Raw genomic sequence first — 14,304 nt, 5'->3', positions numbered from 1 at the left:
GAACCTCAGCTAGAGGAAAGAGGCACATTGATCCCGGCAAAATCTGCATTGCCGTTAGCCTGCACCTGCCCGACGAGCTCAGTGATGGGCGTGCCCTCTTGGGGATAGTACTCGATGTATTCCAGCCCCAGCAGCATACGCACTTCGCCAGTATGCTCGGCTGTCTGGCTGTTAATCATCAATTCGGTTTCAATGTCCGTGATCTGGGTAATCATGCCTTGCAAAGTCGGGTCGAGCACAAGGGCAAACTCGATCTGCTCAGCAAATATATCCAGATTAGCAGAAACCGCTGTTGGCGATTTGCCACATAGCAAGGCACGGATTGCCAGTGTGCTAACCCGGGTAAAGCCTGACCCATTGCGGCCTGTGCTGGTCGCCCTGTCCCGTGGCGCTGTTAAAAGTATGGCAGGGAGCATATCAGGCGTTGCAGGCAAACTGCGGTCAACCATGATGTTCTCGCCAGCAAGAGTTTTACCGGCAATGAGCGCCTTGGCCGCAGCCTCCTTGAGCAACACACGGTAGAGGGTCATGGGCTGGAACTCGCAACATTGAGGAAAATATCTGCCCCACCGTGGCTGTCTTTCTGAACTTCCCTGATCGTGTAGGTCTTGCCCCGGACCACCATAGTGTCGCCCTGCAATGGCTCAGTAGGGAAGTCAGATAGGGAAACGCCCAGGTGCGGCACACCCGTGGTCAGGTTTGTCGGCATAAGCCCATCGGCATCTTCAATGACGGCGAGCGGTCTGTAGCCCTCATCAAATATGGCTGGAACCTGCTGTGAAATGCCATTGGACGCAGCGGTCCAGATGACAGGACCTTCCCTCTCTGGATCCTCGCCAAAGATCCGGAGATTAGGGGCAAGAACCAGGCTTGCCCAATCTATCGCCATGGCTACTCAGCCGCCGAGACGGCCAGACATCAGGATTTCTGGACGTGTGCAAATGTGCAACGGGTAGGAGTAGGCCTCCATACGCCACCAGAAATTACGGTCACGGTCAAAAATGGGAATGATGTAAATGGGCCGCCCGAGGGTATTCACCCACTCCACTGCCTCCCCTGGAGCCAGTGCGCGCTGGAACACGCCGGGTGCCCCTTGGGGGAAAAACTTCACCTTGTCAGTAGGTACCGCAATGGTGGAGTTATCGTTCGAACCACGATAGTTGAACCAGCTGATCCCGCCAAAATCCATGGCTTCAAACGCGGTGCCCTTGCGCAGCTCACGCGCGGCTTCCCAGTTGAAGTAGGTAGTCAGAACGTCTTTATGGGCAATCAGATAATCCCAGAAGTCATCGCCGCACATGGCCATGACACGGGTGGAGGGAAGCCACGCGCCCTGCGCCTGACGTGCCATATACCGCACGATCTTGTTGCACTGCTGGCGCAGGCTGCCCAGAACAGGATCAGCCGCATCAAGGTTGAAGCCAATTTCCTTCGGGCGTGTGATGCCAAACTCTTTTGCCCAGTCAAAGAGCAGTGTGCCGTCCGCGTCCAGCAGAAGGCCCTGAACTGCCGCAAGCCGGTGCAGCTCCCAGGTGTATTCCATGTTGGCCGTAAGACCGGTTGGGCCGGACAGACGGCGCGCTACTTCGGTCTGGACCTGCATCAACACGGATTCCGTCCCGAATTCACGCACGTTCTGCAATTCTGTGGCGTAAACGGTATCGCCATGTGCCAGACGTGGCGCCTCAAAATAGCGCATCTTGCGCTTTTCCGTACGGCGTTCGGTAAGGGGGGCACCACGGTCACTGGTCGGAATAACGATCAGCTGCTGATCACGGTGTTCGACCGCAAGTGCCGTGGTCCGAATGGGCAGATCTTCAAAAAGCCCCAGATCACCAATGCCAGTCGGCAGGAAGGGAACCCGGTCCACATAACTTGTGAGAGAAATAGAGGTAAACGGATCCTGCCGGAAGACGTCAAGAATACTCATATGCCAATCCTGAGCTCACAAAAAAACCGACAGCCTTCATGCTGTCGGTTTGATGCCGAGCTATTACTTCAGGTGAAAAAGAAACGAGGTGAAGCGCGCCTTAGCGCGCAACAATACCCGCTACGGCCAGTTGGTTCAGCGCTTCGGACTGTAGGGTTGCAACATTGGCTGCACTCGTAACGGCAGGATCCCAGCAGAGCTCCTGTTCGTTAACTTCTGCCAGACGTGAGACAACGGCTACGTGCCGGGCCGTTTCGGCCTCGACATACACACGATCGAACAGAACAGCAGCAGCCGCTGCCGCCCCCGTATATGGGACGTACTGCTTGGGGCCACCTGGCACGACAACAATGGTGAACGTGTCTCCGGCAACAAAAGCTGTGGTTCCTGCGGATACAGTGAAGGACAGCCCCCCTACACCGAGCGCAGTGCCTGCCACTCCTACCCCAAGCTGTGAGCCATCCGGCCCGGAAACAGTGTAGTTTGTCGCATCCGTAAACGCGATTTCGTAATTGGAGGGCTTTGTGCCTGCTGCAACGGTAATGGATCCGATGGTCCCATTGCCAGTATTGCTGCCACCCACCACAAAGTCGGCAATGACTGTCGAGACATCACTGAGGACAAGCCCGGCCTCAAATGAAATATCGGCCGAGGTTTCGTTTACCAGCTCCCCTTTGTCGCGTGAGAGATAGCCATTGGCTTCACGGACAAGGAAGGCACCGGTGTAAAAATGTTCGTTCAGAACAGGACTGACCATGTGGGCCGCCTTTCCTTTTCCAAAGTGGTGGAAGAATTACTTGCGGGTAACGCCTGCGCGCTTCGCTGCGGCATCCCAACCGGCATCAATGCTGGTCTGGCGCGACATACCGGGGGCATTGGCGCTCACACGCTGCTGGCCAAACTGGGCCATAGCATCCGCCAGCGCGCTCCCACGACGGGATGTCCCTTTTGCCGCTGCTTTCAAAAGGCCTTTGGCCTCAGCCCGGGGAAGTGACGTATTGAAGGCAAGGTGAGCGGCAAGATCTGGCCGATCCGCTGCAGCCTTGGTTGCAAAGATGGCGGCACAGCGCGCACGCTCCCGCGCACGGGCTGCCCGGGCTTTAGGGTCGTCGTTATCTTCTTCGTCTTCTTCATCATCTTCCGGATCACCATCATCGTCCCCACGGGCACGGCTGCGGCCAGATAGCGTGGCATTGTCGTCCCCCTCACCATCATTGCCGTCATCCCCACGCGCACGGCGGCCAGATGGAGCATTGTCCTGGTTGTCGTCACCCGGGGCGGTGTCGTCATCATCACCACGAGCACGGCGGCGACCAGATGGTGTGGCGTTGCTATCATCTTCCGGATCACCATTATCGGCACCGGGAGGGGTGTTATTTTCCTGGTCATCATCCTCAGCGCGGCGGGCACTGCGGCCTGCTGATGCGCCACCAATCAGGTGAGAGAACGAGAGAGCACTCTTCAGGCGTGATTTCGCCATTCGGGTATATCCTTGAACAGACTGCGCAAGCGCAGGTCAGAGAGAGCGGATGAGGTTTGCAAAAGCTGCGTCGGGTGCGCACACTTGGTCGGCCAGTCCGGCGGAAACCCCGGAAGCCCCCATGAATGTGCGTGCCTCAAACCCTTTTACGACCGAGGTTTTCAATCCCCGGTTGCGGGCAACCGTTTCGCAGAACAGTGCGCCCATCTGGTCAATATCGGCTTGGATACGGGCCAGTGCGCCTTCGGATAGGCTCTCATATTCGGAGCCTTCCGCTTTGTAAGCGCCATACCGCACCATTGTGACCACCACCCCCGCCTTGGAAAGCGATTGTGAGAGGTCAACATGCATAAGAATGACGCCTATGGAGCCGGTACCACCCGTGCGCGGCACGGTGATACGGTCTGCTGCCGAGGCCAGCGCATAGGCAGCGCTGAAGGAATTCTCATCCAGAATGGCATGAATGGGCTTTTGCCCACGGGCCTGAAAGATGAGGTCCACCAGATCAAAGCAACCGGCCACTTCCCCGCCTGGACTGTCAATATCGAGCACAATGGCTTTGACTGACTTGTCATTCAGGGCGTCAAGGAAGTTCAGGCGGATGCCATCATAGCCAGTCATGCCTGAAAAAGGGCGCAGGCTATTCAGTTTTTGCACCAGCGTGCCCTGAATGGGAATGACCGCAACACCAGCCACCACGTCATAGGCTTTTTCAGCGGCACGGTCTGTTTCGTCCAGAGCAATCATGCCCGGCCCCATGGCAATGGACCGGCCATCATGGAACATATGTGCAATGCCCAGACGGTCCGCCAAGGCCGCTACAACGATCTCGGCTTTCTGCGGATGGATGGCAATGGGTGTATTGAACATCCGCTGCGCAAGGTGAGGAAGGCGGCTCATTGTGGATCCGGTGTTTGTGTTGTCTGGTTCACGGGCGCCCCCATGGCCCACTGCGGGAATGGAAGCCCGCGCTCTTTCATCATCTGTCGTTCAGCGCGGCGCTGATCGAGCACCTCTTCATAATCAAGGCCCTGTTCGGCGCATTCGCGTTCAAGCGTGCCAAATCCAGCATCCAGCCCCAGTACGGCACCTTGACGTTCGGACACCGGGTCAACCCACCCACGACCTGGGCCAATCCAGTGGCAACGGGAGTAGGCTGTCCGGGCTTCAAGAAAATCCGGTGCATTGTTGGGGAGTGGCAGGCGCTTCTGGTCGAACATCTCTTCCAGCACCGAGCAGTAAACCGGGTTGGCAAAACTGACAGCAAAGTCGCCCCGCCGGCGGTTCATGGTCTTCCACATTTCCAGCATGGATGAGCGGGAGGAACTGTAGTTCGTCTTGGAATAATCCATGCTTAACTGTTCGGCAGATGTGCCGATAGCGGCTGCAAAATTACGAAGAAAGGCACTCTGAAAGGCATCAAAACCGCTGTTTGGTCTTGTGGACGCAACAGTTTTAACCTCTTCGCCGGGCGGCATGACCGGCACCCGAACACCACCAATGGTCAACGGGTTATCCTTATGCCAGCCTTCCCGCAGGTTCTGGTATTCGGTCAGTTCGCCATCTTCCATGCCTGATCGCACATCTTCGGGATCGTACGGGCTTTGCACAAACGTGGCAAAAATGGTCTGGACAAGAGCTTGCTGGAGTTCGGCCTGATCATACCGGCCAAGCATGCGAAAGCGGTTCAGAATGGGAATAAACACACTCAGACCGCGATGCTGGCCTGCATCATCGAAGTCATAGGAATGTACGACAATGGAGCGCCCCCACGGAGTAAAGCGGGGTATGCGGTCCCAGATCATGCTTTCCACCGCATCGAAATAATCAAATTGGTGGGCCTGGCGGATGTGATAGGCGATATGCGCCCCGTTATCGTCTATTTCCACCCCGCCACGCATCGTGTGGGTATCCATCTGCTGGTACGGGTTGGAGAGCCGGTCCGGGTGAATGAGCTGAAGGGCAGTCGCGTAATCGGCCCCCTGCTCTATCCGCTCCGGTAGCCAGCGCATGACCCCCAGAGCTTCTCCATCTTTCATCTGATGCATGAAAGCCAGACGAAAGAGCTGGGTGATTGTCAGCTTTTGGGCCGCATCACAAAAAAGCAGTGGGTTTTCTGACCACATACGCCATTCGGCTTCCGCAGCCTGCCTGAATTCACGAAACCACACGGCATCAAATGCTTTACCGTAGCGTCCTTTCAAAGCACGATAATCAGGCTTGGCAACCAGGCGGAACTGCGCGCCTACCACGTTGTCGGTAATACGGTTGATGCTGCCACGTGCCCAGCCGTCATTGCGGAACAGGTCCCGCGCCCGCGCAACCATGCGGTCACGGTCGAGATTGATCTCCGCATCAGGTGAGCGCAGCCACGGGTTCCATTCAGAGCTTTCATTGCTCATCATGTCCGCGCCGTCATAGGCGAACATGCCGCCCGTGCCCCCCATCCAGTTGCCGGGCAACGTCATGGGGAATGAAGCCTTCGCACCCTGACCTGCGCCTGTGCCACTCAGGTTGTTCCATGCGCGGCGTAACAGTCCGGGTTTTTTCAACGGTAGCGTATCCTCATCGCCCGCCGTGAAGTGCTTACCCCCAAGAGGGTGTTCAGTTCACGCAGGTTGTTACGGAGTTGAGCCTCAGAAGCGCCGGCAAATGATACGTTCCGGCCACCATCACCCTGATTGTAGCCAGCCGACATGGGCCGTGTTCCATTGAGCAGAGACAAAAGGGCCTGCTGCGCCGCATTGCGGGCTTGGGTAACCTGTGCCTCCGTCATGCCTGCATAGGTGCCCCGGGGCACAGGAAAGACAGATTTTGCCATTAGTAATTCCAGCGTGATCGGCGGGGACCTGTAGTTGTGGGCTTTGCAAGCGCCGCATCAGTTTTTCTCTGGTCCGGTCTTGCCTGAGCCCTACGTGGTGGTGCCGCTTTCCGGGCCTCTTCGGGTGGGTTTCCTCTGGGCTCAAAAGGCACATGCCCACTGGCCCGTTCCTGCTCCATGAGGTCTGCACGTTTATTCAAAGAGAAACCTCGATAAATCAGCCCGCACAGGGCTGCGTAGCTGTACACGGCAAGGTCAAGGGCCTCGTTCGCGCGGCCGGGAATTTGCTCCCACACACGGTATATCTGGCCGTTTTTGTGCTTTCTGACTGACCGTTCGGCCAACAACTGGGCGAAGTAGTTAATGTCCCGGTCTGCGGGAAAATGCATGTAACCGGGTGCCGGTTGCCCCGGTTCAGGCAACACAAGGTGCAGGCGGCTCCGGATGACATCCTTGGCCGCATTGACGCCAATGATGATGGGCCGGAAGCTGGCCTTGCTGCGCGATGTGGGCCGCTTGGTCGGCCATACGGGTGAGCGTGCGCCACCGCGTGCGGACTCCCCTTTGACGGCCCATATTTTTCGTCCAAGACGCGCGCGGCAGAACTCGTAGACCTTTTGGGTATGGTGCCCGCCGGAATCTATGCATGCCGCCATGACTGAGAAAGGCCTGCCATCAGCCCTGAACCAGTGGCGCTTTAATGCTTCATCAACCCTGTTCCAGAGCTCAGGCCCATCGGGATCACCCTCGATAACGATATGAGCGATAGACCACCGCTCTTCGTTCCGGCCCCAACCGACAAACTCCAGCTCAACACGGTCATCTTGAACGTCCCCACCAACGGTGATCAGCACTACACCATCAGGGACTTCACCCGCCCAATTCTCTACCCTGGCAACGAGTGCAATTTCATTCAGTGCACCGTCGCCTCTGTCCTCATATGGCAGGCCAAGGGCTGTATTGATGAAAGTTTGGCGCTCTAGCGGTTTGTCTTTAACCTCCAGCCATTCAGCCACCAATTTTGACCACGCAGCATTCGGAAACAGAGAATACCCGGCCCAGATATGGAACGAGGCGTGGCCTTTGAACGGACGTGAAGCAACCCATTTCCCCTGGGCAACCATGTCTGCCTTCTCGGCTTCATCAATGACGCAGCCACAGTGCTTGCACACATAGTGAGCAGTCTCTGGCAGGTGGTGGCCATCCGCGTCCTTATCCCATTTTATGCCATAAGGTGTGTCTGGCCCGCCCCATTCCAGTGCCTGGAACTCATGACAATGCGGGCATGGCACGTGATAGTAGCGGCCATCGCCTTGATCAAACGAGCGCTCAATGCGGCTTATGCCAGCGACAGTAGGAGTGGACCCCAAGGCTATCAGCCGGTTCCAGTAGGTCTCTGCTCGTTTGGACCCAAGGGCGATCTGGTCACCCTCTGAACCAGCGCCACCCACCGGGTAACCATCCACCTCATCAAACAGCACAATTCGCACGGTGATACGACGAAAGCCGCCCGGGCTGTTTGCTCCCACAAGTGTAAGGGAGGACCCATTGAGAAGGGTCTTTTTGAGCAGTGTATTCTCGCTGCTCTTGGCCTTTGGGTCTCCTGTTAGTGCTGCAAGCTCGGGAGTATCACGCAACATGGGCGCGATTTCGGACTTGCTGTAACTCTCCGCATCGCTCTCACGCGGCTGCACCATCAAAATGGGTGATGGGTCCTGATGCAAATAGTAGCCAATGGCGTGGTCAAGGATCTTGGTGTAGCCCACGCGGGCCGACTTCATGACCGAGATCTTCTCCACAGTAGGATCTGTGAAGGCATCCATGATGCCAACCTGATACGCGAAGGCCTCAAACTTGCCTGTTTGTGCGCTGGTCTCTGCTGAAAGCACAGCATATTCAGCGGCCCATTCGCTCAGGGAGAGTTTGGGCGGGGGTTTAAGGTTGGCCTGCCGTTGCGCCACCAGAGCAGCGACAAAATTCTTATACCCCTGTGGGTATCGTAGAGCCTCCATCTGCGGTCAGTTCTTCCAGGGCTCGTGTGATGAGAACCCTTAACCTCTCCTGCACGTCTGCAACTGTTTTACAGCGATGGATTGAAGGGGCATGCTCTGCCGGCAACGCCAGAAGTTTGCGCCGCACGGCAGCGTATTCCTTGCCCACCCTGGCCGTAACAACAGCAATTTCAACCACAGATCCTGAGCGCTCATCAAAATCCAACTGTTTGATGCGTGCCTTTGCATTCTGCTCAAGCAGCAATGCTGATTTCATGTCCAACAGGCTGCCTGCCGGTGGCTCAAGGTCAGGTGAACTGGAACGATCCGGACTGACCACCTGAGGTGCAACCTCTGGCGGGGGTTGCACCTCAGGTGGCAGGGGTGGTTGCACCCCTGAGTATGTCTCCTTTTTAAGATCGAGCCATTCATTAAAAGAAGTAAGATTTACGCGGTTGCCTTCTGAAATGATTCTTCCAGATGCAAGATGTTTTTGAATTGCCGACCGGCTTACACCCGCGCGCCTTGCGGCCTCACTCTGGCTAATTGTGTCAGCACTCATGCCTAAACTGCCACCTGCAACTGCAACCCGAAAAAAAATCGTTAGCTAGGGATCAAACGCACTCGCGCAATACCCGTGATCGGGGCACCCCCCAGGAGGGACCCAAGAAGGGGGGGGGTACCCCCAGTGACGGGAGGGGCCAACATGCCGGTCACCGCGCTGAGCGGACCGCCTTTTCAACGGCAGCCTCAAGCGCCTTGGTCCCCTGCTCCCGCACCAGCTCGAGTGCGACCTGATCAAAGCCCAAACGCTTTCTGACGGGTCTGTTGGACTTAAACGCATAGAGCAGCTTCAGCCCTGCCCTTTTTCCACCTACAGTCCCAAGCTTCCCCTTGGTGCCGCGCTGGCCACTACGCTGATTACCTGTTGGCGGTCGCTGCCATATCCCGCGAATACCTCGCACAGTCCCAACAAAAACATCAGGCCGCGCTACCAGACGCTTGATCAGACCTCTTGGTATCTGACCATAGGCATCGGTCTTGCCATCAACAGGCACGAGCAGATCCCCGTCCCCACCCTTCGCACCGACCCAATGATCACCACCCGTTTCATATGGAGACAGGTATTTATCCTGTGCGGGCCTGATGGAGACGACTGCGGTCAGATCTGACTTGCTCGCCTTCTTCTCAACCTGTGTGGCACGCTGGGTGAAAGGCCTCGGGTCCTTGAAGATATCAGACATGGCCGAGTTCTCTTTGCGCATGACCTGAAAGGCCAGGTCATTCAACGCAACAGAGGCGGCAAATGGGATCTGTTTGGCCATGTCTGAAAGCTGCCGTTGGGCAGCCTTCACATCGACCTTGATGCGAAAGTCAGCCACAGACCCTGTTCGCCCGCTCCATACAATCAGCCGCCCGCTCTTTGGCCCAAACACAAATGCCTGGACGCCGGTCACTCTGGGCCATGTAGGCATAGTACTGGGCCGCCCGGATCCATACTGCATGGTCTGATGTCTGCTTGCTTCCATGGAACGGGTGATTGCGCTTCGGGCGTCTGTTGGAATGACTGTTGCCTTGCTGCTTCATTTCTTCCTCTCAACAGACCGACCGGCCTTGAACATCAGTTCATGCAAACGACGAATTTCCACGTGACAGTCCCGCAGAAGCAGCTCTTTGCGCCCCAACTCTCGCCTAAGCCTGAAGTTGTCCCGACGGCCTGAAAGCACGTCCGTGAGCCAGCGCTTCATGCCTTGGCCAAATCTAGCGGCACCATGTTCCATGCCTGGTCCGGCGTTTCCCGCGTATGCAGCCTGAGGTAGGACTTGGTGCAGTCGGAGCGGATACTATTGGCAATCGCTTCCATGGCCTCTTTCCACTCAGGATCCGGCACATCGAGCCTGCGCAGACCAAGGATTTTGCTGGTCTGCATCCTCCCTTCCTTGCCCACGTCAAATGCATCCATGACGACGACCCGGAGACTGGCATTTGCCCCCTCGGTCCAGCGTTCAAAGAGCTGGTCCAGCAGCGTCTTGGCCACATGGATTTCCGGGCCGAACGTAATGCTCTCGCCCATGGCAACAGTCACACGCAGGCGACCGTCATAGGTGCTGAGCGTGATGTTGCCCTTCTGGCCGCCCATGCTGACCCCATACTTTTCATGCAGGAGGGATTGCAGGGCAGCCACATCAGCAAACCCGGCGCGCTTGAAGGCGGCAAGTTGCTCCGCAAGCTGCGCCGCCGCTTCATGCAGGCGGCGCACAAGCTCATCTTCCAGAAGGTGTTCGGGTTTGACGGCCTCAAGCGGCACCAGTCGCCCCTTGGTGTCCTTCATGTAGCCTTCGGGCACGGTATCGGAAGCAGTCGTCATGGTGATCAATCCAAATAGTTTGCGGAGCCATCCCCTTCTCGGACGTGGCTGTATCTTGTCGTCGTGGCGAGCGATGCGTGCCCCAGCGTGGCCTGCACCACATGCACCGGGGCATTGTTATCGAGCGCGTGCGATGCATGGGCGTGCCGGAGCCAGTGGGCCGAAACAGCCCCAGATAATCCGGCACGCCGCGCCGCCCGCTTGACGATGCGGTGGGCCGCATCATGCGAAAGCGGGCGGCCATCGTGGCCGGGGACAACGGGCGCATCCGACCCGCTATCAACCCGTAGCGCCACGAGCTGCTTGTAAAGCTTTGCAGGGACCTGAACGGCCCGCGTCTTGTTGCCCTTACCGAACACAGAAGCCACGCCACCCTGCTGGCGGCGCGTAACATCCCGCCAACGCAGCGCGCAGGCCTCTGAGATGCGGAGCCCCATGCGATAGAGCACATCCAGTAGCGCCCGCTTGCGCGGTTCCATCTCGGCCTCGATCATGGCCAGAACCTGCTCGCGTGTGAGAATGCGCTCATTCAACGTGTCGCGCCCGCGCTCCAGCCGGAACGCTGCCCCGGCATTATGCGTGAGAACGCCCGTCCCCGCCGCGTAAGCCAATAGGGATTTTGCAGCGGACAGCTTGCGCCGCCGTGTGGCATCGGACGCATCGCCCATGCTGTCGTACCATGCTTGCAGGTCCGCCAGAACAATCTCAGCCAGTGGCTTACCCGCATGCGCCAGCAGCTCGCGGGCATCACGCTCATAAGCCCGCCGGGTGTTCTCCCCACGGTTGTGAAGCCACGTTCTCAGCACGAGATTATCAGCAGAAACTGAGGCCGCTTTTGCAGCCCCCGGCGCGGGCGATCTTGCGCGATCTCCGCTAACCATATGATTTTCCTACATTAGTGGTCTATTTCGACCCCTCAAAATCCGCGTGATAACTGCACTTATCTTGCGGGTTTATGGGGGTGTCTGCGGGTTATCTTGCGGGTGCCGCACGAGCGGGTGCAAGATAACTCCGGGTTATCATTGCGGATTATTCGGACGGCACGCCGCCGATTTTCCGACCACAACTCCCCCATCGGGGAGCGCGCCAAGTGGACCGAACCACACCTGCAGGGAGCTGCTCACTGACTTGGCATTCCATCTCACGCCGTGCGGCACATTCCACACGCTGCAAAATGCCTTCCCCAACGCAAAGTAACCCGTCAGCCATGGGCCGCAGGTCCGTAACACGGCAGCGGAGCAAATCCGCCGCGCGCACAATAGTGTTGCGTAAAAGAAGGGGCGTCTCGCTCAGATCAATATCGGAGCGATGCCGGGCTGTGCGTGGAAGGTACAGCTTTGCCACCAGGCAAACCGCGCCATCCAGCGCCAGTATCAGAACAGGCTTTTTCCCATACAGTGCAATTTGGCCACGGCAGAAACTCTGCCCTTTGCCCATGCAACCGCCATTTTTTGTTTTGGAAATAAAAAAGCCGTGGACCCTAATGGGCACACGGCTTCGAAGATTTTGATAAGTTAGTGCGCGTTTGGGGTAAGCGTCAATATTTTAATCAGCCATTCTGTTTTCTACTGATTAAAAGGCGAAACCTGATGCTGCAAAGACTCCGCTTGTTTGTCCTGCATTGCCGAAAAGCCGATTCCCGCAACAATGCATGCTATTAACGTGATGATACCCAGAACAATCAAGGGACGACGCTTTTCACGAGAAGAAGCTAAAGCTATTTGAAGGATTTCGACCCCTTTAATGAGCAAATAGAATGATAGTAAATAAGTCAGTATTTGCAGCATTCCAGCCATTGCAAATCTCCTAAAATGAATGTTTATTTTTCATATTCTGTAGCAGGGCTAATTACTTGTTCTCTGCATGCGCTTCCATGTAACTTTTTCGCCATTAACCGACGAGCAGATAATCCCACCGATCCCGGCGCCTATAGCTAAAGCGACGACCCCATAAATCAATCCAAATGAAAGAGCCCAAGCAAGTGCGCCTCCAGCACCCCCGCCGACCATTCCGAACATCTTTAAATCGTCTTCACCAGGACCCACATGCCTTTCGGCCTGACATCCTGAACAAACTGTCGCACCTGGAGGTATGATAGTCTTGCAAAAAGGACATTGTTCTTGCTGCATTATCTGAACCTTTTAAATACATTTGCTTTTGAATTAATCTCATTAAATTTTTTTTCGTCAAGACTAAATAATCGAGTAATTTTTGCGTGTATTCTCCTTACATTAAAACTCTTACTCTCTTTTATTTTCAATACCCTGTAGCCTCGCCTGCAATCCCAACTGAACCAACCGCCGTATAGCTTCCGGGCGTGTCACATATGGCGGGCCATTTGCGGCTATCCATGCGTCCACCTCATCCAAAACAGCACGTTCGAAACGGACATTAACCGCTTCAGAATCAACCTTTGGACGCCCCTTTTTTGGTTTTATAGCGCTATCTATTGACATAATGATTTTATAGCGCCAAAAAAGCCGAGAAGCAAGCGGGGTCGAGCCGCTTGCTTCCCTAACCTCAAGCAAGGGACTGAACCCCATGCCTATGGCTGATGCCTTATCTACCACACACCGCCGTTCGTTGCTCGCTGGAATCATGGCTGTGCCATTTCTGGCCGCAACTGCTCATGCAGAGGCATACCTACATGCCGATGCGGCCTTACTGACTGCGTTCGGTCAATTTCAGGACTGCCGCAAGCGTATAGACGCACATTGTGTGGCAAAAAATCATGTCTTCGGGACGCCGGAAGAACGGCTGCACGAAGACAAACTCAATGCGCTCGTTATTGAACAGGATGAGCTTGTTGCTGCTATGGCAGCCATACCCGCCACAACGCAGGCCGGTCAGCAGGCCAAAGCCATTGCAGCACTGACCATGCTGCGAGACCAGATTGCTCCGGGTGAGGAGGAAATGGGAGACAGCATGACGTGGCTCGAAGTCTCGTTACTGACAGACCTCACGCGGGAGGCCGCAGCATGAGCAACATCATCCCCTTCAACTTTGAAGACCATGCGGTGCGCGTAATCACACAAGACGCTCAACCGTGGTTTGTGCTGTCTGATGTGTGCAACGTGCTGGATATAACGAACAGCCGCAATGTGATCGACCGACTGGATGAGGATGAAAAGGATGTCCATACTGTGGACACCCTTGGCGGCCCCCAAGAGATGAATATCATCAACGAAAGCGGCCTCTACAACCTCATTTTCACCAGCCGCAAACCCGAGGCCAAGCGGTTCCGCAAATGGGTAACGGGCGAAGTGCTGCCGAGCATCCGCAGGACGGGCAGCTACGCCATGCCTACGGACAAAACAGAGTGGTTCAACCGCTTTGCCCGCATTTTGTGCCTGTGGGATGCAGTGGGCGAGGCCGCAGCCCGTCAGGAATGGGCAACTTGCGCCCTACCCTGCCCCATGCCGCGCAAACCGGCCATCCGTATGCTTATGGAGGCAGCGCTGGACCTGCCGCCCCACCTACTGCCCGTTCCATCCACCAAGGCCATAACCAACCGCCATAACGGCGCACTAGGCGGCCGCCCCCGAAAGGACGAAACACCCGAACAGGCCCGATTACGCCGCTTCCACATGGTGGATAAGGAGGTCACACCAGCACCAGACGGCTCCAGCGCGGTCGTGGTTACATACGCAACACACAAGGGGGCTTAGGCCCCCATCTTTTTGGGAGGTTGTCTATAAAATCAAAGTGTGCTTC

At 56.4% G+C, this 14,304-nt stretch carries 18 protein-coding genes; 2 read left to right on the top strand and 16 right to left on the bottom strand.

The annotated features are described in order from the left end of the window. Positions 1-5: 5 nt before the first annotated feature. The 16 genes from AABE20_RS00390 to AABE20_RS00315 all read right to left on the bottom strand — a co-directional run bounded on the left by AABE20_RS00390 (position 6) and on the right by AABE20_RS00315 (position 13,190). On the bottom strand, positions 6-530 hold the full coding sequence (locus AABE20_RS00390) for a hypothetical protein (RefSeq protein WP_338331308.1): 525 nt from the start codon (positions 528-530) through the stop codon (positions 6-8). Further along, positions 527-889, bottom strand: a complete 363-nt coding sequence (locus AABE20_RS00385) for a head-tail joining protein (protein WP_338331307.1) — start codon at positions 887-889, stop codon at positions 527-529. Before AABE20_RS00385 ends, AABE20_RS00390 begins: the two co-directional genes overlap by 4 nt. A gap of 6 nt (positions 890-895) precedes the next feature. Continuing rightward, positions 896-1,930: a major capsid protein gene (locus AABE20_RS00380; RefSeq protein ID WP_165926174.1), complete on the bottom strand. Its 1,035-nt coding sequence runs from the start codon at positions 1,928-1,930 to the stop codon at positions 896-898. Positions 1,931-2,030: 100 nt separating this feature from the next. Beyond that, the gene (locus AABE20_RS00375; protein ID WP_338331306.1) at positions 2,031-2,687 is read right to left on the bottom strand and encodes a head decoration protein; all 657 of its coding nucleotides are present in this window, start codon (positions 2,685-2,687) and stop codon (positions 2,031-2,033) included. Between the two features lie 36 nt (positions 2,688-2,723). Next, positions 2,724-3,410: a hypothetical protein gene (locus AABE20_RS00370; RefSeq protein ID WP_338331305.1), complete on the bottom strand. Its 687-nt coding sequence runs from the start codon at positions 3,408-3,410 to the stop codon at positions 2,724-2,726. 36 nt (positions 3,411-3,446) lie between these two features. Continuing rightward, positions 3,447-4,310, bottom strand: coding sequence for a S49 family peptidase (locus AABE20_RS00365; protein WP_338331304.1), 864 nt, complete (start codon positions 4,308-4,310; stop codon positions 3,447-3,449). Then, positions 4,307-5,962: a phage portal protein gene (locus tag AABE20_RS00360; protein WP_338331303.1), complete on the bottom strand. Its 1,656-nt coding sequence runs from the start codon at positions 5,960-5,962 to the stop codon at positions 4,307-4,309. Before AABE20_RS00360 ends, AABE20_RS00365 begins: the two co-directional genes overlap by 4 nt. Then, the gene (gene gpW, locus AABE20_RS00355) at positions 5,959-6,231 is read right to left on the bottom strand and encodes a gpW family head-tail joining protein (protein WP_165926170.1); all 273 of its coding nucleotides are present in this window, start codon (positions 6,229-6,231) and stop codon (positions 5,959-5,961) included. Before gpW ends, AABE20_RS00360 begins: the two co-directional genes overlap by 4 nt. Continuing rightward, the gene (locus AABE20_RS00350; RefSeq protein WP_338331302.1) at positions 6,231-8,243 is read right to left on the bottom strand and encodes a phage terminase large subunit family protein; all 2,013 of its coding nucleotides are present in this window, start codon (positions 8,241-8,243) and stop codon (positions 6,231-6,233) included. The genes gpW and AABE20_RS00350 overlap by 1 nt, the downstream gene beginning before the upstream one ends. Next, the gene (locus tag AABE20_RS00345) at positions 8,212-8,784 is read right to left on the bottom strand and encodes a hypothetical protein (RefSeq protein ID WP_338331301.1); all 573 of its coding nucleotides are present in this window, start codon (positions 8,782-8,784) and stop codon (positions 8,212-8,214) included. The genes AABE20_RS00350 and AABE20_RS00345 overlap by 32 nt, the downstream gene beginning before the upstream one ends. Positions 8,785-8,935: 151 nt before the next feature. After that, a complete protein-coding gene (locus tag AABE20_RS00340) occupies positions 8,936-9,604 on the bottom strand; it encodes a hypothetical protein (RefSeq protein WP_338331300.1) in 669 nt (222 codons plus the stop codon). A 362-nt stretch (positions 9,605-9,966) separates the two neighbouring features. Next, entirely contained in the window at positions 9,967-10,590 is a 624-nt protein-coding gene (locus AABE20_RS00335; protein WP_338331299.1) for a DUF3164 family protein, read from the bottom strand. A gap of 5 nt (positions 10,591-10,595) precedes the next feature. After that, on the bottom strand, positions 10,596-11,471 hold the full coding sequence (locus AABE20_RS00330; RefSeq protein WP_253543807.1) for a tyrosine-type recombinase/integrase: 876 nt from the start codon (positions 11,469-11,471) through the stop codon (positions 10,596-10,598). 148 nt (positions 11,472-11,619) lie between these two features. Continuing rightward, the gene (locus AABE20_RS00325) at positions 11,620-12,027 is read right to left on the bottom strand and encodes a hypothetical protein (RefSeq protein ID WP_338331298.1); all 408 of its coding nucleotides are present in this window, start codon (positions 12,025-12,027) and stop codon (positions 11,620-11,622) included. 128 nt (positions 12,028-12,155) lie between these two features. After that, positions 12,156-12,386, bottom strand: coding sequence for a hypothetical protein (locus AABE20_RS00320; RefSeq protein WP_338331297.1), 231 nt, complete (start codon positions 12,384-12,386; stop codon positions 12,156-12,158). A gap of 444 nt (positions 12,387-12,830) precedes the next feature. Next, positions 12,831-13,190, bottom strand: coding sequence for a hypothetical protein (locus tag AABE20_RS00315; protein ID WP_338331296.1), 360 nt, complete (start codon positions 13,188-13,190; stop codon positions 12,831-12,833). Here AABE20_RS00315 and AABE20_RS00310 point away from each other — a divergent pair. Together AABE20_RS00310 and AABE20_RS00305 are read left to right on the top strand one after the other, a co-directional pair. After that, positions 13,189-13,572: a hypothetical protein gene (locus AABE20_RS00310; RefSeq protein ID WP_338331295.1), complete on the top strand. Its 384-nt coding sequence runs from the start codon at positions 13,189-13,191 to the stop codon at positions 13,570-13,572. The two genes, AABE20_RS00315 and AABE20_RS00310, sit on opposite strands and share 2 nt — an antisense overlap. After that, on the top strand, positions 13,569-14,258 hold the full coding sequence (locus AABE20_RS00305) for a BRO-N domain-containing protein (RefSeq protein WP_338331294.1): 690 nt from the start codon (positions 13,569-13,571) through the stop codon (positions 14,256-14,258). The genes AABE20_RS00310 and AABE20_RS00305 overlap by 4 nt, the downstream gene beginning before the upstream one ends. Positions 14,259-14,304: the final 46 nt, after the last annotated feature.

This window comes from Acetobacter zythi (genome assembly GCF_963921165.1).
Lineage (GTDB): Bacteria > Pseudomonadota > Alphaproteobacteria > Acetobacterales > Acetobacteraceae > Acetobacter.
Note: the sequence above shows the minus strand (reverse complement) of the source record. Positions and strands in the feature narration are given on the sequence as shown.

Bases quoted from the DNA above. Each gene is read 5' to 3' on its own strand.
- AABE20_RS00390 (WP_338331308.1), bottom strand. From the start codon at position 530: ATGACCCTCTACCGTGTGTTGCTCAAGGAGGCTGCGGCCAAGGCGCTC.
- AABE20_RS00385 (WP_338331307.1), bottom strand. From the start codon at position 889: ATGGCGATAGATTGGGCAAGCCTGGTTCTTGCCCCTAATCTCCGGATC.
- AABE20_RS00380 (WP_165926174.1), bottom strand. From the start codon at position 1,930: ATGAGTATTCTTGACGTCTTCCGGCAGGATCCGTTTACCTCTATTTCT.
- AABE20_RS00375 (WP_338331306.1), bottom strand. From the start codon at position 2,687: ATGGTCAGTCCTGTTCTGAACGAACATTTTTACACCGGTGCCTTCCTT.
- AABE20_RS00370 (WP_338331305.1), bottom strand. From the start codon at position 3,410: ATGGCGAAATCACGCCTGAAGAGTGCTCTCTCGTTCTCTCACCTGATT.
- AABE20_RS00365 (WP_338331304.1), bottom strand. From the start codon at position 4,310: ATGAGCCGCCTTCCTCACCTTGCGCAGCGGATGTTCAATACACCCATT.
- gpW (WP_165926170.1), bottom strand. From the start codon at position 6,231: ATGGCAAAATCTGTCTTTCCTGTGCCCCGGGGCACCTATGCAGGCATG.
- AABE20_RS00350 (WP_338331302.1), bottom strand. From the start codon at position 8,243: ATGGAGGCTCTACGATACCCACAGGGGTATAAGAATTTTGTCGCTGCT.
- AABE20_RS00345 (WP_338331301.1), bottom strand. From the start codon at position 8,784: ATGAGTGCTGACACAATTAGCCAGAGTGAGGCCGCAAGGCGCGCGGGT.
- AABE20_RS00335 (WP_338331299.1), bottom strand. From the start codon at position 10,590: ATGACGACTGCTTCCGATACCGTGCCCGAAGGCTACATGAAGGACACC.
- AABE20_RS00330 (WP_253543807.1), bottom strand. From the start codon at position 11,471: ATGGTTAGCGGAGATCGCGCAAGATCGCCCGCGCCGGGGGCTGCAAAA.
- AABE20_RS00325 (WP_338331298.1), bottom strand. From the start codon at position 12,027: ATGGGCAAAGGGCAGAGTTTCTGCCGTGGCCAAATTGCACTGTATGGG.
- AABE20_RS00320 (WP_338331297.1), bottom strand. From the start codon at position 12,386: ATGGCTGGAATGCTGCAAATACTGACTTATTTACTATCATTCTATTTG.
- AABE20_RS00310 (WP_338331295.1), top strand. From the start codon at position 13,189: ATGGCTGTGCCATTTCTGGCCGCAACTGCTCATGCAGAGGCATACCTA.
- AABE20_RS00315 (WP_338331296.1), bottom strand. From the start codon at position 13,190: ATGATTCCAGCGAGCAACGAACGGCGGTGTGTGGTAGATAAGGCATCA.
- AABE20_RS00305 (WP_338331294.1), top strand. From the start codon at position 13,569: ATGAGCAACATCATCCCCTTCAACTTTGAAGACCATGCGGTGCGCGTA.